Annotated in this window: 18 protein-coding genes; 14 read left to right on the top strand and 4 right to left on the bottom strand. The window is 58.2% G+C overall.

The window, feature by feature from the left end; genetic code table 11:
- Nucleotides 1-87 precede the first annotated feature (87 nt).
- Together B0B07_RS05515 and B0B07_RS05510 are read right to left on the bottom strand one after the other, a co-directional pair.
- Nucleotides 88-957 (bottom strand): metal ABC transporter permease, encoded by an 870-nt coding sequence (locus B0B07_RS05515; protein WP_076757321.1) that lies wholly within the window; start codon nt 955-957, stop codon nt 88-90.
- Nucleotides 954-1697 carry a metal ABC transporter ATP-binding protein gene (locus B0B07_RS05510; protein WP_076757320.1) on the bottom strand — a complete coding sequence of 248 codons (744 nt, stop codon included), beginning with the start codon at nt 1695-1697 and terminating at the stop codon, nt 954-956. Before B0B07_RS05510 ends, B0B07_RS05515 begins: the two co-directional genes overlap by 4 nt.
- A gap of 195 nt (nt 1698-1892) precedes the next feature.
- On the opposite strand from B0B07_RS05510, the gene B0B07_RS05505 reads away from it, so the two are divergent.
- The 7 genes from B0B07_RS05505 to B0B07_RS05475 all read left to right on the top strand — a co-directional run bounded on the left by B0B07_RS05505 (nt 1893) and on the right by B0B07_RS05475 (nt 9558).
- Nucleotides 1893-2642: a DUF4139 domain-containing protein gene (locus B0B07_RS05505; RefSeq protein WP_076757319.1), complete on the top strand. Its 750-nt coding sequence runs from the start codon at nt 1893-1895 to the stop codon at nt 2640-2642.
- Nucleotides 2639-3205, top strand: coding sequence for a hypothetical protein (locus B0B07_RS05500; protein ID WP_076757318.1), 567 nt, complete (start codon nt 2639-2641; stop codon nt 3203-3205). Before B0B07_RS05505 ends, B0B07_RS05500 begins: the two co-directional genes overlap by 4 nt.
- A gap of 208 nt (nt 3206-3413) precedes the next feature.
- Nucleotides 3414-4025, top strand: coding sequence for a DedA family protein (locus B0B07_RS05495; protein WP_076757317.1), 612 nt, complete (start codon nt 3414-3416; stop codon nt 4023-4025).
- A 6-nt stretch (nt 4026-4031) separates the two neighbouring features.
- Complete coding sequence (locus B0B07_RS05490; protein WP_076757316.1) at nt 4032-4862, top strand: undecaprenyl-diphosphate phosphatase; 831 nt, start codon at nt 4032-4034, stop codon at nt 4860-4862.
- Between the two features lie 232 nt (nt 4863-5094).
- Entirely contained in the window at nt 5095-6285 is a 1191-nt protein-coding gene (locus B0B07_RS05485) for a M14 family zinc carboxypeptidase (RefSeq protein ID WP_076757315.1), read from the top strand.
- Nucleotides 6286-6734: 449 nt separating this feature from the next.
- Entirely contained in the window at nt 6735-7781 is a 1047-nt protein-coding gene (locus tag B0B07_RS05480) for a M14 family zinc carboxypeptidase (protein ID WP_076757314.1), read from the top strand.
- 238 nt (nt 7782-8019) lie between these two features.
- On the top strand, nt 8020-9558 hold the full coding sequence (locus tag B0B07_RS05475; protein WP_076757313.1) for an AbgT family transporter: 1539 nt from the start codon (nt 8020-8022) through the stop codon (nt 9556-9558).
- A 47-nt stretch (nt 9559-9605) separates the two neighbouring features.
- Here the strand turns inward: B0B07_RS05475 and B0B07_RS05470 are convergent, their stop codons facing one another.
- A complete protein-coding gene (locus tag B0B07_RS05470; protein ID WP_076757312.1) occupies nt 9606-10337 on the bottom strand; it encodes an IclR family transcriptional regulator in 732 nt (243 codons plus the stop codon).
- Nucleotides 10338-10530: 193 nt separating this feature from the next.
- Here B0B07_RS05470 and B0B07_RS05465 point away from each other — a divergent pair, with 193 nt between their 5' ends.
- The 7 genes from B0B07_RS05465 to B0B07_RS05435 all read left to right on the top strand — a co-directional run bounded on the left by B0B07_RS05465 (nt 10531) and on the right by B0B07_RS05435 (nt 19502).
- Nucleotides 10531-11406, top strand: coding sequence for a dimethylarginine dimethylaminohydrolase family protein (locus B0B07_RS05465; RefSeq protein WP_076757311.1), 876 nt, complete (start codon nt 10531-10533; stop codon nt 11404-11406).
- Between the two features lie 68 nt (nt 11407-11474).
- A complete protein-coding gene (locus B0B07_RS05460; protein ID WP_076757532.1) occupies nt 11475-13100 on the top strand; it encodes a M20/M25/M40 family metallo-hydrolase in 1626 nt (541 codons plus the stop codon).
- Nucleotides 13101-13140: 40 nt separating this feature from the next.
- Nucleotides 13141-13908 (top strand): dimethylarginine dimethylaminohydrolase family protein, encoded by a 768-nt coding sequence (locus B0B07_RS05455; protein WP_076757310.1) that lies wholly within the window; start codon nt 13141-13143, stop codon nt 13906-13908.
- 190 nt (nt 13909-14098) lie between these two features.
- The gene (locus B0B07_RS05450) at nt 14099-15526 is read left to right on the top strand and encodes an amino acid permease (RefSeq protein WP_076757309.1); all 1428 of its coding nucleotides are present in this window, start codon (nt 14099-14101) and stop codon (nt 15524-15526) included.
- Between the two features lie 91 nt (nt 15527-15617).
- Nucleotides 15618-17051, top strand: a complete 1434-nt coding sequence (locus tag B0B07_RS05445) for a YfcC family protein (RefSeq protein ID WP_084186559.1) — start codon at nt 15618-15620, stop codon at nt 17049-17051.
- Between the two features lie 24 nt (nt 17052-17075).
- Nucleotides 17076-18260 carry a M20 metallopeptidase family protein gene (locus B0B07_RS05440; protein WP_234982248.1) on the top strand — a complete coding sequence of 395 codons (1185 nt, stop codon included), beginning with the start codon at nt 17076-17078 and terminating at the stop codon, nt 18258-18260.
- Between the two features lie 285 nt (nt 18261-18545).
- The gene (locus B0B07_RS05435) at nt 18546-19502 is read left to right on the top strand and encodes a nuclease-related domain-containing protein (protein ID WP_076757308.1); all 957 of its coding nucleotides are present in this window, start codon (nt 18546-18548) and stop codon (nt 19500-19502) included.
- Between the two features lie 199 nt (nt 19503-19701).
- Here the strand turns inward: B0B07_RS05435 and B0B07_RS05430 are convergent, their stop codons facing one another.
- A complete protein-coding gene (locus B0B07_RS05430; protein WP_076757307.1) occupies nt 19702-20436 on the bottom strand; it encodes an MBL fold metallo-hydrolase in 735 nt (244 codons plus the stop codon).
- Nucleotides 20437-20555: the final 119 nt, after the last annotated feature.

Below are 20555 nucleotides of genomic sequence, written 5' to 3'. Positions count from 1 at the left end.
CAATAAGTATTATTTACAGCGGGAGGACGAAGCGGACGACGCACTCTCCTGCCGAACCGCACGCTTCCAACCGGAATCAAGCTTCATTCAGTTTCCGTTGCGTACCGCCTTCCGGTTACTCGAAGTACGCATGCTCCGCCACAGCAGCCCCTGCTTCGGCGAGAAAAACAGGGCGAGCAGGAACATGGCGGTCGCGGCGAGTACGATGACTGCACCCGATGACAGGTTGTAGTTGAAGCTGACATAGAGCCCGGTCACTGCCGACAGCGCTCCGAAAAGGGCGGACAGGCCGATCATGGCCGGGAGCCGGTCGGTAAGCAGATAGGCGGTCGATGCCGGAGTAATGAGCATCGCCACGACGAGGATGATGCCGACTGTCCGGAGTGAGGCGACCGTTACCAGCGTGAGCAGCACCATGACTGCATAGTGGAAGAGCCGGTTCGGCAACCCGAACGTGGCAGCAAGCGTCGGGTCGAATGTCGTGACGAGCAGTTCCTTATAAAACACGATGACCGTGAGCAGCACAATGGTCCCGATCGCAAGAGTCGTCCACATGTCGGCGGACCGAACGGCGAGTACATTCCCGAACAAAATGCTCGTCAGGTCGACGCTGCTCGCCGCCTTCGCCATGAGGATGATTCCGAGTGCGAAAAACGCGGAGAAGATGATCCCGATCGCCGAGTCATTCTTTATGCGGCTTTTCTCGCTGACAAAGCCGATCCCGACTGATGTGAGGACGCCGGCAACGACCGCACCATAAAAGTAGTTGACGCCGATCATGTAGGAAATTGCGACACCCGGCAGGACGGCGTGTGAGATGGCATCCCCCATGAGCGACATGCCGCGCAGCACGATAAAGCAGCCGATGACCCCGCAGATGATTCCAACCATCATCGATGTGAACATCGCCTTTTGCAGGAATGCGTAGTTGAGGAGATCTGTCATAAATCCGCTCATTGGTTGACACCTTCTCCGGCGACGGGTCCTCCGAATGCGCCGTATGCCTGCCCGAGGGGCCCCGGGCGGAGAACTTCAACGGCAGGTCCGCATGCAACAACCCGTCCGTTCAGGAGCAACAGATCGTCAAAATAGGCAGTCCCCTTCGACAGGTCGTGGTGTACGACGAAGATGCTCTTGCCCGCATCCCGCAATTCCTTCAGCAGTCCGATGATGACATCCTCGCTCGATGCATCGACGCCGACGAACGGTTCATCCAGGAACAGAAACTCCGCATGCTGGAGCAGTGCCCGCGCAAGGAATACCCGTTGCTGCTGACCGCCGGACAGTTGTCCGATCTGCCGGTCCGCAAAATCTTCCATGCCGACCTTCACCAGGCATTTGTCGGCTTCTTCCTTTTCGGTCTTTCCCGGCCGGCGGATAAGGCCGAGCGCCGGATAGGACCCGAGCAGCACGGTGTCCCTTACATTGATGGGGAAATCCCAGTCGACCGAGCTTCTTTGAGGAACGTACGCCATCCGCTTTCTCATCTCTCTGAGCGTTTTCCCGTTAAATCGGATCGTGCCGCAATCTGCGTTCAGCAGCCCGAGGACCGCCTTCATGAATGTGGACTTCCCTGCGCCGTTCGGCCCGATGATGCCGGTCAGCCGGCCGGGGGGTGCCGAGAGGCTGATGCCCCGGAGCACTTCTTTGCCGTCATAGGAAACATGCAAGTTTTTCACTTCAAGCGCAAACGCCATGTCATCACCCTTTTTCCGCTTAGTATATGTAGAGCATCCAATAAGTTTCCCTTGCGCAACTTTTTCCTTATTCTATCCCCTCTGATCCGGAAAGTAAACTGTTCCGATGAGCGGAATGAACCCGGCGCTTTAAAAGCACCAGGGCCGCAACAGCCGCCGTGCTACAATTCATGTACAAGAAAGGGAGGGGTCTTCATGCCGGCAGACATAACGGGGAACGATGTCATCTCGCGGACGCTTACGGTGTACAACGACGGGTTTGCACTTGTCAGGGAAGAACGGAAGCTGCCTTCGTTCCCGGCGGACGGGGTTCTGCGCTATCTTGATGTGCCGGAGCGGATCGAGACGGAGTCGATCGTCATCGAGGGGGTCGGGATCCGCGAGCTGAACTACGAATACGACCTCGTGGACAAGAATAAATTACTGGAGAAGTACATCGGCCTTGAACTGTCGGTGGCCGACCGGAAAAGCGGGGAAATCCGCCGGTTCAGGCTCTTGGGCGCACAGAACGGCCTGGTCATGGAAAACGCGGAAACGGGTGAGATCGTCCTCGATCCGGAGGGCGAGATCCGGCTTCCCGGGCTTCCTGGCGGGCTCATCCTGCGTCCGGCACTCGTCTTGCATGCATTCCCGGCGGAAGGCAGCGGGGGCAGTGTGCGGGTGAGCTACCTGACCGGGGGCCTGTCGTGGGAAACCGACTATGTGATTTCCCTTCCTGCGGAAACAGGAGGCGGAGAGGATTTCAGGCTCACGGGATGGATGACGCTGAACAATGATTCGGGCATGGCGTTCGATGATGCGAAGCTGCGCATGGTTGCGGGAACCGTCAACCGGGCCGATCGCCTCGAGGCCCGGCACATGCTGTACAAGGCATCACCGGCCGGGATGATGCGGAACATGAATCATTTGCGGACTACCATCTATATACGGTGCCGTTCAATGTGACCGTGAAAGACCGGCAGCAAAAGCAGATTAAACTCATCGAGACCGAAGGGGCCAGAGGGAAGATCGTCTACGAGGCGGGCTATCACAAGCAGAAGCCGGATGTGTTCCTCGAGTTTCGGAACAGTGCGGAAAACGGACTAGGTTTCCCATTGCCCCAAGGACGGGTGAAGCTATACCGGCAGGCGGCGGACCGCTCCCCGGAGTTCATCGGCGAGGACAGGATCAGCCATACCGCAAAAGACGGGAAGGTCCGTCTCCATACGGGGCAGGCGTTTGACATCACGGTCGATTCGGGGTTGGCTGATTCTTCGAAGACCGGCCGGTATGAGGTCGAATCCTACGTCTATGAAATCCGGAATGCCAAAGAAACCGATGCGGAGATCCTCATCCGCCATTCGGTGCATGATCGTCACTGGGAACTCGTCGACTCCAATTTTCCGGCTGAGCGCCGGTTCGATGAAGTGCTGATCCCGGCAAAGGCCAAGGCGGGGGAGAAGACCGTCGTCCAGTTTACGATCCGGTTTGACCGTTCGGAGACGGCGCCACAGGAGGACGGCCGCTGAGCCGGCAAAAGAGAGCGGACGGATGGCCAATGTGAACGAACCCCCGAACTTTTCCTTCGTCCGCACGTCTATTAAACCGGGCAGGTACGGGCCGCATTGGGGATTTTCCTGATTTGGAACAGAAAGAGCATGGTTTTTCTTCCATAAACGCCGTTTGCACCCGGCCTTTGCTTCTAGTAAACTGTGGTAAGAAAATCGGAGGAACCGGATGGAAAACTGGATTATTCAGTTCATGTCGGAGTATGGCTATGTCGGCGTGTTCCTGCTCATCCTGGCGGAGAATGTGTTTCCGCCGATCCCGTCGGAGGTCATCTTGACGTTCGGCGGTTTCATGGCGGCGGCCGGGCCGCTTACGAAGCCGATGGTGATCGGCGCGGCGACGCTTGGGTCGGTGGCCGGCGCGCTCGTCCTGTACGGGATCGGCCGGGTGTTCGACGCCGACAGGATCGGCCGGGTCGTCGATCGCTGGGGCGGTGTGCTGAGACTGTCACGCGGGGACATCGGGAAGGCGGACGCGTGGTTTGACCGGCACGGTCCGTGGACGGTGTTTTTCTGCCGGCTCGTGCCGCTCATCCGGAGTCTCATTTCGCTGCCGGCCGGCATGTCACGGATGTCCCTAAGTGTGTTCATCGTACTGACAACCGCCGGCAGCCTGCTCTGGAACACGGTCCTCGTGTCACTCGGAGCGGCCGTCGGAGAAAACTGGCATGAAATCGTCGGCTACATGGACATGTATTCAACGGTCGCCTACGTCGTCCTTGGAATACTCGCTGTCGCCGTCATCCTCTGGTACTTAAACTTCCGAAGAAAGCGAGCTTAACGCAATATGGACTTATTTGAACTTTTGAAAGCCCTCATTCTCGGCTTCGTCGAGGGGATGACCGAGTTTGCACCGGTTTCATCGACCGGGCACATGATCATCGTCGACGACATGTGGCTGAGGACCGAGGAGTTCCTCGGCAAGTATTCGGCCAACACATTCAAGATTGTCGTCCAGCTTGGATCAATTCTGGCGGTCGTCGTCGTATTCTGGAAGCGCCTGTTCAGCCTGATCGGCCTTTATCAGGGGGATGTCACGGAGGGCAAGATGAGCGAGCGGTTCAATCTTCTCCATGTCATCATCGGCATGCTGCCGGCCGTTGTCATCGGTTTCGCCTTCAAGGACTTCATCGACGACCACCTGTTCGGCGTGGAGACCGTCATCTGGGCGCTTGTCGCCGGTGCCATCCTCATGATTGCGGCCGACAAGTTCGGTCCGAAGAGACCGCGTGTCACGTCTCTGGACCAGATCACTTACCGCCAGGCACTTGCCATCGGGCTTGTCCAGTGCCTGTCGCTCTGGCCGGGCTTCTCGCGCTCCGGCGCCACGATCTCGGGCGGTGTCCTGTTCGGCCTCAACCATAAAACAGCTGCCGACTTCACGTTCATCATGGCCGTCCCGATCATGGCGGGCGCGAGCCTCGTCTCGGTCATGAAGAACTTCGACGAAATGACTGCAGCCCACCTGCCGTTCTACATCGTCGGTTTCGTGAGTGCCTTCATTTTCGCACTGATTTCGATCAAGTTCTTCCTGAAGCTGATCGACCGGATCAAACTCACCCCGTTCGCCATCTACCGTCTTGTTTTGGCGGCCGTGCTGGCATGGATCGTGTTCTGATCGCCGAAAGACCCCGCCGCGAGCGGGGTCTTTTTCATGGACTGCCAATCACAAAAATCTCAGAACCATACATTCCGACCTACGAAACACTTCCCGGCTTGAACCGATAGAACCACATTCGAAAAGCGGATATGCGACTAAGTGGCTGAATATTCTATCAACTATTGTCCGTTCTCACGCTGCCTGTTAATCTATCAGTGAAAGTCCAATCAAATTGAAGGGGTGTGGGGGTATGAAGAAGTGGGCAGGCAGAGTGGGGGCGCTCGCATTATGTGCGGGTCTTTTGGTGCCGGCGGTGCCGGGGGAAGCATTGGCAAAAGAGGAGTCGCACCATGAGTTCCCGATTTCGGGCTTTACGGACTATGCGGAAATGACGAAGAAGCTCAGACAGATTGCCTCCAGCAGCAAGGGTCTTGTAGCGCTTGACGTGGTGGGGCAGTCCAACAAGGGCCGGGATATTTATACGGTCCGCGTCGGCTCAGGGGACAAGGTGATCCTGATCCAGAGCGAAATCCACGGAAACGAGAAGACCGGCACGGAGGCCATCCTGAACATCCTCAAGACCGTATCCGGGAACTCTCCGTATGCCCGCGCCCTCCGGGAAGAAGTGACATTCGTGTTCATGCCGATGATGAATCCGGATGCATCCGAAGGGGACAAGCGGCGCAACACGATGACCTGGGCGGAAGTGGTGGAGGACTTCCCTCAGCTTTCAGGGGCGCGGCCTTCCTGGAATTACATGGACCGCGGCATCCAGCAGCAATACGATTACGGGAAAAATCCCGGCTTTGACGTGAACCGCGACTTCAACCCGGATCTCAACTATGTGCCGAGACCGCAGGACTTCCCGGGCAACTCTGCATCCCCTGGCTGGTTCATCACACCGGAGGCCCAGACTTCGCGGGATGTGTACAAGTCGCTCACCGAAGAATTCGGCAAAGTGGAAGTGTTCATCGACCTCCATCACCAGGGACTCTACTATGTGGAAGGGACATCGGATCAGGTCACTCTGTCGCTATCCGGCAATTTCGTGCCGCATCCTTCCACTCCTGAAGGCGCCAAGTATGCGCAGTACGCGGACAAATACAATTATGACTTCTCACGACAGCTGAATGTGGCCGCTTATGATGCTCTGCAGTCGGTGGGCAATTCGGTCTTCAACAATATCACGCTGTATTCGCAGGGGCTGGACCTCCCGGGCACGGCGCTCGGAAGCTATGCACTCAACGGCAGCGGAACAGTCCTCTTTGAAGTGACGGGCCAGACCCAGTCATTCGGGCAGAAGAAGAAAGGCCAGCTCGTCAAAGCGGTCGAGCGTGGGCTCACCGGAATCATTGACGCGGTCGCGGACGGCTCGGTCCACCAGCTGGATCCCGAGGCATACGAAGACATTCCGCTCACTGCCTACCAGCCGGCGGACTGAAATTTTTAAGGTACTGTCCGGAACGAGTTGAGAAGCTTTCGGTCACTCGGGGGTCAAACTTCGACCAGACGAAGGGAAACTTCGGTCACTCGGGCCAACTTCGACCACCCGAAGCGAAACTTCGGCCACTCACGGTAAGGCCGGTCGGCCGGTCCCCATTTAAGGAGATGGCCCGCAGCGCTTTGCTTTTACGCACTCACGCCAATCATTGTATTGACACAGCTTGGTACCCGGTTCGGAAAGCGGACCGGGTCCTTGCTTTTTTCTTGTCCGGATGGAAGGGCTTTTTGCAGCGGCTGCTTCAATTGCCGGAGGAAAGTCCCCGTCCGGGACCGCCGGCCACTGCCGAAAGGCCCGCTGTCCGGGTCCTGCTTTTCGGTCGTCCGGCATATGGAAGCGCTTCCTTTGAACCGATACGATAGACTCATCAGATGAGAGGGGGATGAAAGATGAAAAAGACGATGATGACGATGGCAATTGCGGGCGCATTGACGCTCGGGGCGACGCAGTTGGTCCCGCTTCAGGCAGAGGCGGTCGGGAATGGTCCGAACTACGGGGGAAATGAGACGATCAACACATCGATCCTGAGCACTTACAGCGAGATGGCTTCCTACCTGCAGAAGCAGGCCGCCAAGCAGAAGGATATGGAACTCGAAGTGATCGGCCAGTCCGTAAAGGGGCGCGACCTGTACCTGGTGAAATATATGAAAAATCCGGAGAACCCGACGATCCTTTTCCTCACCCAGCAGCACGGCAACGAGCAGCTGACGACGGAAGGCGCACTTGAGTTCATCAAGCATCTCGGCACGGGCAAGATGAAGGGCGTGACGGACAACGTCAATATCCTCATCGTGCCGATGCTGAATCCGGACGGGGCGATGGGGGATGTCGACTTCCCTCTGGATGATTATGTCGCTTCGGGAGACCGGCATCTCACCCGGTACAATGCGCTCGGCGTCGACCTCAACCGGGATCATGTGTCCAAGATCCAGCCGGAAACCCGTGCACTGCATGAACGGGTCATGTCCGCCTATGACATCGACTATATGATCGACCTCCATCATCAGGGGACAGACCGGGTGATCAACGGGGATGAACTCGTGTCCGGCTCGATCCTTTATCCGACGACGCCGAATGTCGATCCGTCCGTGCTGGAAGGGTCGAAGCAGCTCGGGGCGGTCGTCTATGACACGCTCAGCAAAAAAGGCTGGGGCCATCTCGGCAAGTATCCGGGAGGATCGGCAGAGACGATCAGCCGGAACGGAATCGCGGTGGAGTATGGCATTTCCACGCTCCTCTTTGAAATGCGGGGGATGTCGGACCATGAATACGATTCATACGTGCTCGGCCAGAAGAGCAACGGCTATCTGATCAAGCAGACGATCGAGACGCTGGATTCCACGGTCCGTGCGATCGCAGACGGGTCCATCCGTTCGAAGGATGTGTCCTTCTGGGACGAGCTCCCGACCCAGACCAGCCGCCAGTCAGAAGAATGAGTCAAGAAAAGGAAGCTCCCGCCGCTGAGGCAGGAGCTTCCTTTTCAGGTTGAATCACTGCCATTTTCGTCAACCCGTCCCAGCTTTGCCCTCTTCCAAACATTCGGCCCTTTCTCTAGATTGCCACTTCATCAAAACGCCTTCATTTCGGTCTGACGGTCCGATATACTACTCGGAGTGCCTATGACCAGGCACTTAGAAGACTGAATTTTAACTGTCATCTAAGAAAGGAGAAAACATGGAAGCGACCAAGAAAAAAGGGTTTTTCCAAAAATTCCTCGATTCGATCGAGACCGTCGGGAACAAGCTCCCGCATCCGGTGACGCTGTTTGCCGGCCTCGCACTTCTCGTGCTGATCCTTTCGGCGATCGTTTCGTCATTCGGCATCTCGGTAGAGCATCCGGGCAAGCCGGGAGAAATGATCGAAGTGAAAAACCTTCTGAACAAAGAAGGGATCCATTACATATTCACGAGCATGACCAGCAACTTCATCGGCTTCGCGCCGCTCGGAGTCGTGCTTCTGACGATGCTCGGCATCGGAGTGGCAGAAGGCTCCGGCCTCATCTCCGCAGTGCTCCGCGGGTTCGTCATGTCGGTGCCGAAGCGGCTCATCACGCTCGGCCTCGTGTTCGCGGGCGTCATGTCGTCCGTCGCATCCGATGCAGGCTACGTGGTGCTGCCGCCGCTCGGTGCGGTGATTTTCGCCGCACTCGGCCGTCATCCGCTTGCGGGTCTTGCAGCGGCATTCGCCGGGGTTTCCGGAGGATTCAGCGCGAACCTGCTCTTGTCGGGAACGGATGCGCTCCTCGGTGAGCTGACGATTCTCGGTGCCGAGATCATCGACCCGGCCTACGCGGGCGGCATGAACATCGCGATGAACTATTACTTCATCGCCATCTCCGTCTTCGTCCTGACGTTCGCCGGCGCCTGGGTGACCGAGAAGATCATCGAGCCGCGGCTCGGTGAATACAAGGGCGAGTTCCGCGAAAGCATGGACAAGCTGTCGCCGGTCGAGAAGAAAGGCATCGTCTGGGCGCTCGTTTCGGCTTTGGTCGCACTCGGCCTCATGCTGCTCCTCGTCCTGATCCCGGGTGCACCGCTCCGGGGCGACGAAGGCGACATGCCGATCATCCGCTCGCCGTTCATGAGCTCGCTCGTCCCGATTATCGCCATCCTGTTCTTCATCCCCGGCCTCGTGTACGGGAAAGTGACGAAGGTGATCCGGGATGACAAAGACGTCGCGGAAATGATGGGCAAGACGATGGCGTCGATGGGCATGTTCATCGTGCTCAGCTTCACTGCGGCACAGTTTGTCGCGTACTTCGCCGAATCGGGCATGGGCCTCGTCCTCGGCGTGTATGGTGCGGAGTTCCTGCAGAGCATCAAGCTCACGGGCATCCCGCTCGTCCTGCTGTTCATCCTGATCGCGGCATTCATCAACCTGTTCATCGGAAGCGCCTCCGCCAAATGGGCGATGATGGCCCCGATCTTCGTTCCGATCATGATGCAGCTCGGCTATTCGCCGGAGCTCACGCAGATGGCGTACCGCGTCGCCGATTCTTCGACGAACATCATCTCGCCGCTCATGACCTACTTTGCGATCATCATCGCCTTCGCACAGAAGTATGACAAGAAAATGGGCATCGGTACACTCGTTTCGACGATGTTCCCGTACTCCATGGTCTTCCTCATTGTCTGGAGCGCAGTCCTCATCGTCTGGATGCTTCTCGGACTCCCGCTCGGTCCGGACGCGCCGATTTATTACAACGCAAATTAAGCAGTAATGGAAAAACCCCGCGACGGCGGGGTTTTTTTGTTCTCTTTTTAGCCGGCGCCCAGTTTCACTGCGATCCGGGTGCCGGCCTCCTTCAGTTTCTCCACCAGGAACTGCAACCGGTCATCCGACAGATCATAGCTGATGAAACCGATGGAAACGGCACCGATCAGCGAGCCGAGGCCGTCCTTGACCGCCACCGCAACGGATGAAGTCCCCTGCGTCCGCTCGCCGTGGCTTTCGGCATATCCCGCATCGCGGACCCCGCCGAGCATCTCCATCCATTCCGGAAGGGTTTCCTCCGGAACGAGTTGTCCGAGGATCTTCCTGGATTCGGCGTCCGGCATCGCGGCAAGCATGACTTTGTTTGCCGCGCCGATATGCATCGGGATGCGGAGCCCGAGTTTGTCATTGATGCGGATCGGGTTGTGTTCGCTGTCAATCCGCTCCATGACGACGGCCTCGGTGCCGGAAGGACGGCTCAGATAAATGCTTTCGTTCACTTCCCGGGCGAGCCGCTCGAGTTCAGGCCGGATTTTTGATATGTAATCGATCGAATCATAGATTCTCAGCCCGTATTCCATCCAAAGCGGACCGAGCCGGTAAAGTTTCGTTGTTTCATCCTGTTCGGCGAGCCGGACGTCGGTCATCGACTTGAGCATCCGGTGCATCGTGCTCAGCGGGAGCCCGCTCCGCTGAGCCAGTTCAGAAATGGACAATCCTCCGTTTTCATTGTCAGCGAGCAGTGCGGCGACGCTCATTGCCCGTTCCAGTGCCTGCATGGTTTCATTCCTCCATATGACGCCGGTTTTCCTGCCAGACAGGAAAATCAGCGCAACATTTCCAATATCTATTTCTCACTCAACGGAAATTTCAAAATACATTGACAGTATAGCATGAAATCCGTATATTGAGTGTATCAACTTTCCATTCAATGAAACAAGTTTCCGTTCAACGGAAAAAGGGGGAGCAACGATGCATTTTCTATCATCCATGTACGGCCCGTTGGAGCGGGTCGTCGTAAAACGGCCGGAACAGGCATTCAGGAGTCAGCCTTACCTGGACGATCAATGGCGGACATTCAATTATGTAAGCGCTCCGGATTTCGAAGAGGCGATCCGGGAGTATGAAGAGTTCCTGGGAATTTTGGAAGCCCATGTCCCGGAAATCGATTTTCTGCCAGAAGCCGAAGAGGCGGGCCTCGATTCGCTGTATGCGCACGATCCGGTCAAGTTCACGCCGGAGGGTGCCATCATCCTGAAGTCCGGAAAGGCGCTTCGTCAGCCGGAAGCCCGGATTTACAAGGAGTACCTCGAAGGAAAAGGAATCCCGGTCATCGGAGAATTGACCGGGGACGCGGTTTCCGACGGCGGGGATATCGTCTGGCTGGATGACCGGACGATTGCCGTTGGCCGGGGATACCGGACGAATGACGAGGCGATCCGGCAGCTGCGCCGGATCACCGAACCGTATGTGGATGAATTCATCGAAGTCCAGCTCCCGCATGATCGCGGAGAAGCCGAATGCCTGCATCTCATGTCGTTTCTGAGTCTTGTTGACCGGGATCTTGCGGTTGTCCATTCTCCGCTGATGCCCGTGTTCCTCCGCCAGCGATTGCTCGAACGCGGCGTCCGCCTCATCGAGGTGCCGGCTGATGAGTACGATCGTCTCGGCTGCAATGTCCTGGCGCTCGCACCGCGTCATGTCGTGCTCCCTTCCGGCAATCCGGTCACGAAGGCCGCACTGGAAGAGGCCGGGGCGACGGTCCATGAATACAAAGGGGACGAAATCACATTCAAAGGGACGGGCGGTCCGACATGCCTGACATGCCCGGTCGTGAGAGGGAGATGACTGTGCCCTTCATTGAACAACGGAATGCCGGCAGAGATGACACAGCCAACGGAAAGGGAGGCCTGCATATGGGACGAAAGTGGAAAACGCCTGAAGCTCGGCGGGCCCTGCTCTGCGAACTGGTGAGCTGGGACAGCCGGACGCTGACCGAAGGGGAGCGGCTGTTTGCGCATCGGCTTGAGATGAAGCTGAGGGAGATGGACTATTTCCGTGTGAACCCCGGTCATGTCGGGCTTCACGACGCCGGTCTCGGCCGGCAGACGGTCACGGCACTGTACAAGCATCCGGATGCAGTGGACACAATCGTGCTCATCAGCCATTTCGACACTGTCCAGACCGAGGAATACGGCGTGCTGCAGGCGCTGTCCACCTTGCCGGAAGAACTGACTGCGAAGCTCCACGACGTGAAAGATACCCTCCATGCCCAGGCGCGCAAGGATCTGGAGTCCGGCGAGTATTTGTTCGGACGCGGAACGATGGACATGAAGGCGGGACTCGCGGCACATCTGGCGCTCGTCGAGCAGGCAGCCGATGAAGCCTGGCCGGTGAATCTGCTTCTCCTGACCGTCCCGGACGAAGAAGTGAACTCGGCGGGGATGCGGGTGGCGGTCGATGTGCTGCTCGAACTGGCCAACACGCACGGGCTGGATTACAGCCTGTTCCTGAATGGAGAGCCGTCGTTCACACAGGAGCCGGGGGATGAGAAGGAATACATTTACTCGGGCACAATCGGAAAAATCATGCCGGCCGCGGTCTTCTATGGGAAGGAAACCCATGTCGGTGAGCCGCTCCAGGGACTGACGGCCAATTACATGGCGTCATACCTGACGCAGGAAATGGAATTCAGCAGCCTGTTCGAAGAAACCGGGCACGGCGAGACAACGCCGCTTCCGGTCTCCCTTTATCAGCGTGACCTGAAAGATGCCTACTCGACCCAGACGCCTTACCGGGCGGCCGCGCTGTACAATGTGTTCCTGTTCAAGAACACCGCATCCGACGTGATGGAGAAATTCGAGCTTGCCGCACACCGTGCGGCGGAACGGTGCAACACCGCCTACCGAAAGCTTTGTGAGGAACAGGATGTCGGGGGAGTTGGCGATGTCCGGGTATTCCGCTACGAACAGGTTGTCGCCCATGCCGAAGACAAATTCGGGGCTGATGCAGTGCGGAAACTCAAGGAAGAGGCAATTGCGGGCGCAGGCACCGACGAGCGGGCCCAGAGCTTTGCCGTTGCGGACCGGCTCATGATCGAATGCCAGGAACTGTCCCCGGCGGTCATCCTGTTGTATGCGCCGCCTTATTATCCGGCGGTCAATTCCACAGATGAGCCGCTCATCCGAGAAGCGGTCGGGCTCATGGAACAGACGGCCAAATCCCTCGGCACCGAACTCGGTCAGATCCACTATTTCAATGGAATCTGTGACCTGAGCTACGTGAACTACCGGGACGAAGGTACAGGCTGGATGACCTACGAACGCAATACGCCGGTCTGGGGAGACACCTACATGATTCCGTTTGAAGGCATGCGCAAACTCCGTGCACCGGTGCTCAACATCGGCCCGCTCGGCCGGGATGCCCACCAGCGGACCGAGCGCCTGCACATCGACAGCGCGTTCCGGAGACTGCCGATCATGCTCGAAACGCTTATCCAGGAACTGTTCATCAAGAAAACGGCCGGTCATCCGGCCGGCTGAATCCATCAATCTCACCATCCAACCCGAAAGGAAGATCACCATGTCCCAATTCAAAAATGTCATCGTCAAAGCACCTGCAGAAAGCTATGTGACCGGCCTCACCACTTCGGATCTCGGAAAACCGGATTTTGAAAAAGTCGTGGAGCAGCACAAGGCCTATGTGGAAGCGCTGAAAAGCTGCGGCGTCCAGGCAACGGAACTGCCTGCCGACGAACAGTATCCGGACTCCGTATTCGTGGAGGACCCGGCCGTCCTCACGCCGGAATTTGCCGTGATTGCCAACCCGGGCGCAGAAAGCCGCAACGGCGAGAAGGAAGCGATCGAGCAGGCGCTCCGCCCGTTCTACGAGAAGTTCTATCACATCGAGTCGCCGGGCTATCTGGACGGCGGGGATGTCCTTCAGGCGGACAACCGTTTTTATATCGGTCTTTCAGAGCGGACGAACGAAGAAGGCGCCCGGCAGCTGAAGGAGATCCTGGAGCACGAAGGCTACACGGCGGAGATCCTGCCGCTCGAGAAGTTCTTCCACCTCAAGACGGGCATCGCCTATCTCGGAGACAACAAATTGGTCGTCGCCGGCGAATTCATCGGCCATCCGGCATTTGAAGACTACGAACAGATCGTCATCAGTGACGAAGACGAATACTCGGCCAATTGCATCCGGGTGAATGATTTCGTCATCATCCCGGCCGGTTACCCGGAAACCAAGCGCAAAATCGAAGAAGCCGGCTTCCGCACAATTGAACTCGACATGAGTGAAGTGCAAAAGCAGGACGGCGGCCTCAGCTGCCTGTCCCTCCGCTTCTGAACGCTGCGGCCCGCCAAAGGTGAATAAAACAGGGAGGAACCGTCGCCGATCATCCGGCGAAGGGCCTCCCGTTTATGATAGAGACTGAAAATTTCCACTCATGCCCTTTGTTGTAAGCGGATACACATCGATATGAAACGTCGGCGGACGGGGAGTTGGGGGCCGGACCGCCGGCAAGGGGGAATCGAAAATGAACGGTAAACCGAATGCAGAACAGTCCGCCCTTCAGCCTGTCGAGCTGAACCGCTCCATGAAAAGCCGGCACCTGCTCATGCTGTCGCTCGGCGGGGTCATCGGGACGGGCTTGTTCCTGAATGCAGGCTATACGATCAATCAGGCCGGTCCGGGCGGGGCTATTCTCGGCTATCTGGTCGGCGGGTTCATCTTGTACATGGTCATGACCTGCCTCGGGGAACTGGCGACCTACATGCCCGTGACCGGGTCGTTCCAGACCTATGCGACAAAGTTCATCAATCCGTCCACCGGCTTTTCGCTCGGCTGGATGTATTTCGTCGGATCGGCCGCAACAGCCGGCGTGGAATTCACGGCCGCCGGCATCCTGATGCAGCATTGGTTCCCGGACGTGCCGGTATGGATCTGGTGTGCAGTATTCATGGTCCTGCTGTTTTCGCTGAACGCCCTCTCGACCCGGGGGTTCGCCGAAGCGGAGTTCTGGTTTGCGGGCATCAAAGTCCTGGCGGTCATTGCCTTCCTCATCATCGGGTTCCTGGCCATCACCGGCATCGTCCCGCTGGCGGACCGGCCGGTGCCGGGGCTCGGCAATCTTGCGCCGAAGGGGTTGTTCCCGGCGGGAATCGCCATCATCTTCGTGACGATGATGAACGTCATCTTCTCCTATCAAGGCTCTGAACTCGTCGGAGTGGCGGCGGGGGAGACGGAGGAACCCGAAAAGAATATTCCGCGGGCCATCCGCACGATTCTTGTCCGGATTGTCCTGTTCTATATTTCGTCGATCATCGTCCTGTCGGCCATTTTCCCGAGTTCTGAACTCGGGCTGATGGAAAGCCCGTTCGTCACGCTGATGGAACTGGCAGGCGTACCGTATGCCGCGACAATCATGAACATCATCATCCTGACGGCCATCCTGTCCGTCGGCAACTCCTGTCTTTACGCATCCACCCGGCTGCTCTGGTCGATGGCCGGGGAGGGCATGGCACCGCGGGTGTTCCGGAATCTGACAAAACGGAAAGTCCCGCTGAATGCCCTGCTGTTCACGATGGTCTTCTCGCTCCTGTCCCTGTTGACGAGCTTCATGGAAGCGGATGCCGTCTTCGTCCTGCTCATGTCGGTCGCGGGCATTTCGGTCACGATCTCCTGGATGGGCATCGCGATGAGCCAGTTCATGTTCCGCCGGAAATACGTCCGGGACGGGGGACGGGTGGAAGACCTGAAATTCCGGGTTCCGTTTTATCCGGTGCTGCCGCTGTTCTGCGTCGGGTTCTGCCTGCTCATCCTCGGTTTCCTGTTCATGGATCCGACCCAGCGTCCCGGGCTGCTGTACGGCGTCGGCTTCTTCATCGCCTGCATGGTCTTTTACAAGATGAAAGAAATCCGCAGCCGGAAAGTCCCGGCCGCGCAGACCGGCGGGGCGGACTGACGCCCGGCGTCCTCTGCTGAACCGAAGCCCGGTATCATCGGAAATTTGATGTCCAGCCACGGCAAACCAATCAGACAGGAGTGCACCCCCCATGACCAAGACCATTGAACGACCCGCCGGCGTCAAGCCTTCCGGCCCCGGAGAGGGAAAGCCAAAAAAATCATTGAACCCGTTTGTGCTCATGTTCGTCATCATCGCCATCATGGCGATCCTTACCTATATCGTCCCTGCCGGCCAGTATGACCGGGTGGAAGTGGACGGCCGCAGTGTCGTCGATCCCGGGTCATTCCATTGGGTGGACCAGCAGCCGATCGGCTTCCTGGAGATGTTCAACAGTGTCCACCACGGATTCGTGGAAGGTGCCGCGATCATTCTGTTCGTATTCCTTTTCGGCGGTGCGCTCGGCATCATGCAGAGCACGGGCGCCATCGACGCGCTGATCAAGGTGACGGCCGCCCGGTTCGCTTCCCGTGAGTATGTGCTCGTCCCGATCCTGACGCTCATGTTCGCCCTCCTCGGTGCCCTGATCGGCTCCGCCGAGGACCAGCTCGTCTACATCGCCATCATCGCCCCGATGCTTCTCGCGCTGAAGCTGGACACGCTGACGGGCTATGCATCGGTCGCGCTCGGCATGATGTCCGTCGGGTTTGTATCCGGGATCACCAACCCGTTCAACATCGGGGTCGCCCAGTCGATCGCCGAACTGCCGGTCTACTCGGGCATGGGTCTCCGCATCGCACTGTTTGCCGTGTTTTATTTGATGGTGGTCGGTTACATTTTCCTTCATATGAAGCGGATCAAGAAAGATCCGTCCCGTATGGAATTCGGGAAATTCAATCCTGCCGAGGTGCCGGAAATCGATAAAAACTATAAAGCCTCGCGCAGACATAAGCTGGCGATGGCCGTTCTCGGCCTGACATTCATCGGGCTTGTCTACGGCGTCATCGCCCAAGGATGGTACATCAGCGAAATTGCCGGCATCTTCCTTCTCGGGGGCATCGTCATGGGGATCATCTGCCGGGTTTCCCCGGGGAACATGGCGGACGGCTTCATCGACGGTGCCAAGGAAATGACGTCTGGGGCGCTGATCATCGGGGTGGCCACGACCATTCTGGTCATTGCACGCGAAGGCGCTTTGCTCGATACGATCCTGCATGCGGCAGCCGGCCTTCTCGGTACGTTACCGGCCAGCATCAACGCCGTCGGCATGTTCATCACCCAGCTGTTCATCAACTTCCTCGTCCCGTCCGGAAGCGGACAGGCGGCGCTCACGATGCCGATCATGGCTCCGCTTGCGGACCTGCTCGGCGTCACGCGCCAGACGGCCGTCCTCGCCTTCCAGCTCGGCGACGGCCTGTCCAACATCGTTATTCCGACGAGCGGCGTCACGCTTGCCGGCCTTGCCATGATGGGCATCCCGTTCTCCCGCTGGGTGAAGTGGGTGTTCCCGCTGTTCCTTGCCCAGGTGGCGGTCGGCGCCATCTTCGTCATCATCGCCCAGGCCATCGGCTACGGGCCGTTCTGATCAACCCAAAAGGAGTCGGTGTCATTGATTCAGACTGAAATGAAACCCTTGGCGGAGCGCATCACGGAGTGGCGCAGGCATCTTCATCGCCACCCGGAGCTTTCCCATCAGGAACATGAAACGTCCAAGTATATCGAAGAAGTATTGCGTGGTTTCGGAGGCGGGCTTGAAATTTCCAGACCGACCGACACGAGCGTGCTGGCTGTCCTGAAAGGTGAAAAACCGTCGGCAGCCGCCGGACCGGTCATCGCCTTCCGGGCGGACATCGACGCCCTCCCGATCCAGGAAGAAGCGGATATTGACTTCCGATCTGAAAATCCGGGTGTGATGCACGCCTGCGGACATGACTGCCACCCGGCGATGCTCCTCGGGGCCGTCAGCGAACTGGCCGGCCGGCGGAGCGAGTTTGCAGGGGAGATCCGATTCATCTTCCAGCACGCGGAAGAAGTCTCTCCGGGCGGTGCCGAGCAGCTTGTCGGGCGCGGGGTGATCGAAGGGGTCGAGCAGATCTATGCCCTGCATATCCAGCCCGAGTATCCGGCCGGCGTGTTCGCCGTCCGGGAAGGTTCCCTGACAAGCGCAGCCGACGACTTCGTGGTCTGCATCATCGGAAGCGGCGGCCACGCCTCCACGCCCCAGCTTTGCGTGGATCCGCTCGTGATCGGATCGGAAATCGTCATGAGTGCCCAGCAGATCGTCTCGCGGAAGCTCCCGCCGCTTCAGGTGCCGGTCCTCACGGTCGCGACGTTCCACTGCGGGGAGGCCAACAACGTCATTGCCTCCAGTGCGGAACTCACCGGGACGATCCGCTCCCATGATCCCGCCGTCCGCGTAAAGGCGAGAGAGCTGTTTGAGCAGGTCATCCGGGGCATCACCGACGCACACGGAGCCTCGTATGAACTCGAATGGGAACTCGGCTGCCCGGGCGTCATCAACGCGTCCGGTCCGGTGGCGGTCTCACGGGATGCCGCGCGGGAAGTGTACGGGAAGGACGGGGTGATCGAAGCTTCAGAGCCATCCTTCGGCACCGAAGACTTCGCGTTCTATTCGGAAGCGGTGCCGGCCTCGATGCAGTTCATAGGCGTCCACAACGATGCGTTCGGAAAAGCCTACCCGCTCCACCACGGCAAGATGAAGGTCGACGAATCCGCACTCCCGCTCGGCGCCGCCTACTACATCCGCGTCGCGGAAAAAGTGTTCGGGATGTGAAGGTGGGGGAAGACCTCCGGGGATATCGGTTGCTTAACATTTGCGAGGGTTTGCTTAACATTCAGTGGCGGTTGCTTAACATTCACAAGGGTTTGCTTAACATTCGGCCGCCGTTGCTTAACATTCATGAAAATACCCAGTTTATGGCGCCTCCAGCCGCTTTCCGGAGGCGTCATTTTTCAGTTTTGGCATCGTAAAGTGCCTCAAATTTTAAAGTCGGGAAATTGACTGTTCACTCCCTTCTTTCCGTGATAGGGTACGGGGTGAAAGGGGGAGAGCGGAAACATGTCGATTGCCGTTCTTCATGAGTCTGCCTATGACCGGGCTCTTCACCGGCTGGCCGGTAAACACCGCAGGGTGGAGGAGATTGAACGCAAAAAACGGGTGATCGGTGCCGGGATTGCAGGGGAGGAGCGGGTGCTGAGCTATCTGGGGACGCTCGACATCAAGTGGCCGGTCCTCTGGGACGTCAACCTTGAGATTTCTCCGGGGCATTGGGTACAGATTGACGTTCTGGTCTTGCTGCCTGCGTATGCAATCATCTACGAAGCGAAAAACATTGCCGGCCGCCTCCGTTTTGAGTCCAACCCTGCGGGGCTGTACAAGTACGATGAGCATGGACAGCTGACGGACCGCTATGACTGCCCGATGCTGCAGCTTCAGGACGAGATGGCGAACCTGCGGATTTGGCTTTACCAGAAAAATATCCCGTACAGCGTGGACGGGGCGGTGGTGATGACGGGAAGCGGCATCATTGAAAAACCACCTGCAAGGGGGAAGCTGTTCAGCCTGCGCGAATTGCGGGCTGACATTTTGGGACGGACGGGTAGCGGGGGACGGACGATCGGGGAACTTTGGGAACTGGCGGACCTGCTCGTCAGGGAAAACATTCCGTTCATCCCGTTTCCCCTCTTCCCGAGGCTCGGCATCGGGGAAAATGAAGTGTACTGGGGCCCGGTTTGCGAAGCGGGAACGTGCAAAGGCCGGCTGGACCGGCCAACCCGCCGGAAGTGGAGATGCAGTCAATGCGGCTGGAAGACGCCCGATCCGTATACAAGAACACTGGAAGACTGGTTTCTCCTCAAATGCCGAACCATCACGAATGCCCAGGTCCGCGAACTGTTCGGCATCGGCAGCACCAGCGCCTCCCGCCTGCTGAGCGGATACAATCTGAAAAAAGGCGGAAGCGGACGGAGCACTTACTATTACTGGGACTACATGAAGCCGTTGATGAGGGGATGAAGGCGCAGCCTGAGACAGTTCTGGCATGAATGTTAAGCAATGGCCGCCGAATGTTAAGAAAGGACGCCCGAACGTTAAGAAGGAGCCTCCGAATGTTAAGAAAGGCTGCCCAAACGTTAAGAAAGCTTTCGGCCGGCAGCCGAAAGCTTCTTTTTCATGCTGTTGGAGGGTTCGCTGGAGCGAATCCAAACGCTCGCCATCAAATCTCCACCACGCTGCCCGGTTCCGCCAGTTCGGTGCTGCCGCCGAATGCGTCCATGGCGGCGGCGCGGATCACCTGGACGTCGCCGTCCTGCGGAAGGTGGGTCAGCAGCAAGCGCTTCGCATCCGCGAGCCGCGCCAGTTCGCCCGCCTCGCTGCCGGCCATGTGCCCCGGCGACTTTCCTTTGTACTCTTCATACAGGTTCGCCTCGCTCACCAGAAGATCGGCACCGGACGCAAACTCCGCCAGCCCCTCAAAGAACTCCGTGTCCGCCGTGAAGACGACCGCCTTGCCGTCCGCCTCAAACCGTGCGGCCAGGCAATACACCGGGTGCACGGTCTCCGCGAAGGTCACCGAAAACGGGCCGATTTCATACCGCTCGCCCGGCGCGATCACCCGTCCCGCGGTGACCTCCTTGTAGCTCAGCCCGGCGAAGCCCTCCGCGTCCCGATCATGACCATAGATGTCCAGCTTCCGCACGGGTTTTCCCGTATAGTACGAAATCAGGTGATGGTACTGCAGGCTCCCGATATCCGCCACATGATCCGCGTGATAATGGCTCACCACGAGCGCATCGATCTCATCGAGCGTGATGTACCGCTGCACCTGCGACAGTACCCCGCTCCCGCAGTCGAACAGCACCTTGAACCCGTCATGCTCGATCAGAAACGACGACGTCGCAGACTCCGCCTTCGGATAACCGCCCCAGATCCCCACCGGAATGACCTTCACAACTACCACTCCCTCTCATTGATATTCTCAGTCTACCACCGAACGCTCCAATCTACGCAGCCCGATCGGCTCAGCCGACCCGCGGCCCGTCTTCCCTGACATACCCGCCCGGGCCGGGC

The sequence above is a fragment of the Edaphobacillus lindanitolerans genome (assembly GCF_900156305.1).
GTDB classification, from domain to species: Bacteria; Bacillota; Bacilli; order Bacillales_A; family Planococcaceae; genus Bhargavaea; species Bhargavaea lindanitolerans.
The sequence above is the reverse complement of the archived record's forward strand: the minus strand, read 5'-3'. Positions and strand labels throughout refer to the sequence as shown.

Excerpts from the sequence above, each read along its gene's own strand:
- B0B07_RS05490 (WP_076757316.1), top strand. The coding sequence starts at position 4,032 with ATGGACTTATTTGAACTTTTGAAAGCCCTCATTCTCGGCTTCGTCGAG.
- B0B07_RS05480 (WP_076757314.1), top strand. The coding sequence starts at position 6,735 with ATGAAAAAGACGATGATGACGATGGCAATTGCGGGCGCATTGACGCTC.
- B0B07_RS05515 (WP_076757321.1), bottom strand. The coding sequence starts at position 957 with ATGAGCGGATTTATGACAGATCTCCTCAACTACGCATTCCTGCAAAAG.
- B0B07_RS05505 (WP_076757319.1), top strand. The coding sequence starts at position 1,893 with ATGCCGGCAGACATAACGGGGAACGATGTCATCTCGCGGACGCTTACG.
- B0B07_RS05475 (WP_076757313.1), top strand. The coding sequence starts at position 8,020 with ATGGAAGCGACCAAGAAAAAAGGGTTTTTCCAAAAATTCCTCGATTCG.
- B0B07_RS05470 (WP_076757312.1), bottom strand. The coding sequence starts at position 10,337 with ATGCAGGCACTGGAACGGGCAATGAGCGTCGCCGCACTGCTCGCTGAC.
- B0B07_RS05450 (WP_076757309.1), top strand. The coding sequence starts at position 14,099 with ATGAACGGTAAACCGAATGCAGAACAGTCCGCCCTTCAGCCTGTCGAG.
- B0B07_RS05455 (WP_076757310.1), top strand. The coding sequence starts at position 13,141 with ATGTCCCAATTCAAAAATGTCATCGTCAAAGCACCTGCAGAAAGCTAT.
- B0B07_RS05435 (WP_076757308.1), top strand. The coding sequence starts at position 18,546 with ATGTCGATTGCCGTTCTTCATGAGTCTGCCTATGACCGGGCTCTTCAC.
- B0B07_RS05495 (WP_076757317.1), top strand. The coding sequence starts at position 3,414 with ATGGAAAACTGGATTATTCAGTTCATGTCGGAGTATGGCTATGTCGGC.
- B0B07_RS05465 (WP_076757311.1), top strand. The coding sequence starts at position 10,531 with ATGCATTTTCTATCATCCATGTACGGCCCGTTGGAGCGGGTCGTCGTA.
- B0B07_RS05510 (WP_076757320.1), bottom strand. The coding sequence starts at position 1,697 with ATGGCGTTTGCGCTTGAAGTGAAAAACTTGCATGTTTCCTATGACGGC.
- B0B07_RS05460 (WP_076757532.1), top strand. The coding sequence starts at position 11,475 with ATGGGACGAAAGTGGAAAACGCCTGAAGCTCGGCGGGCCCTGCTCTGC.
- B0B07_RS05445 (WP_084186559.1), top strand. The coding sequence starts at position 15,618 with ATGACCAAGACCATTGAACGACCCGCCGGCGTCAAGCCTTCCGGCCCC.
- B0B07_RS05485 (WP_076757315.1), top strand. The coding sequence starts at position 5,095 with ATGAAGAAGTGGGCAGGCAGAGTGGGGGCGCTCGCATTATGTGCGGGT.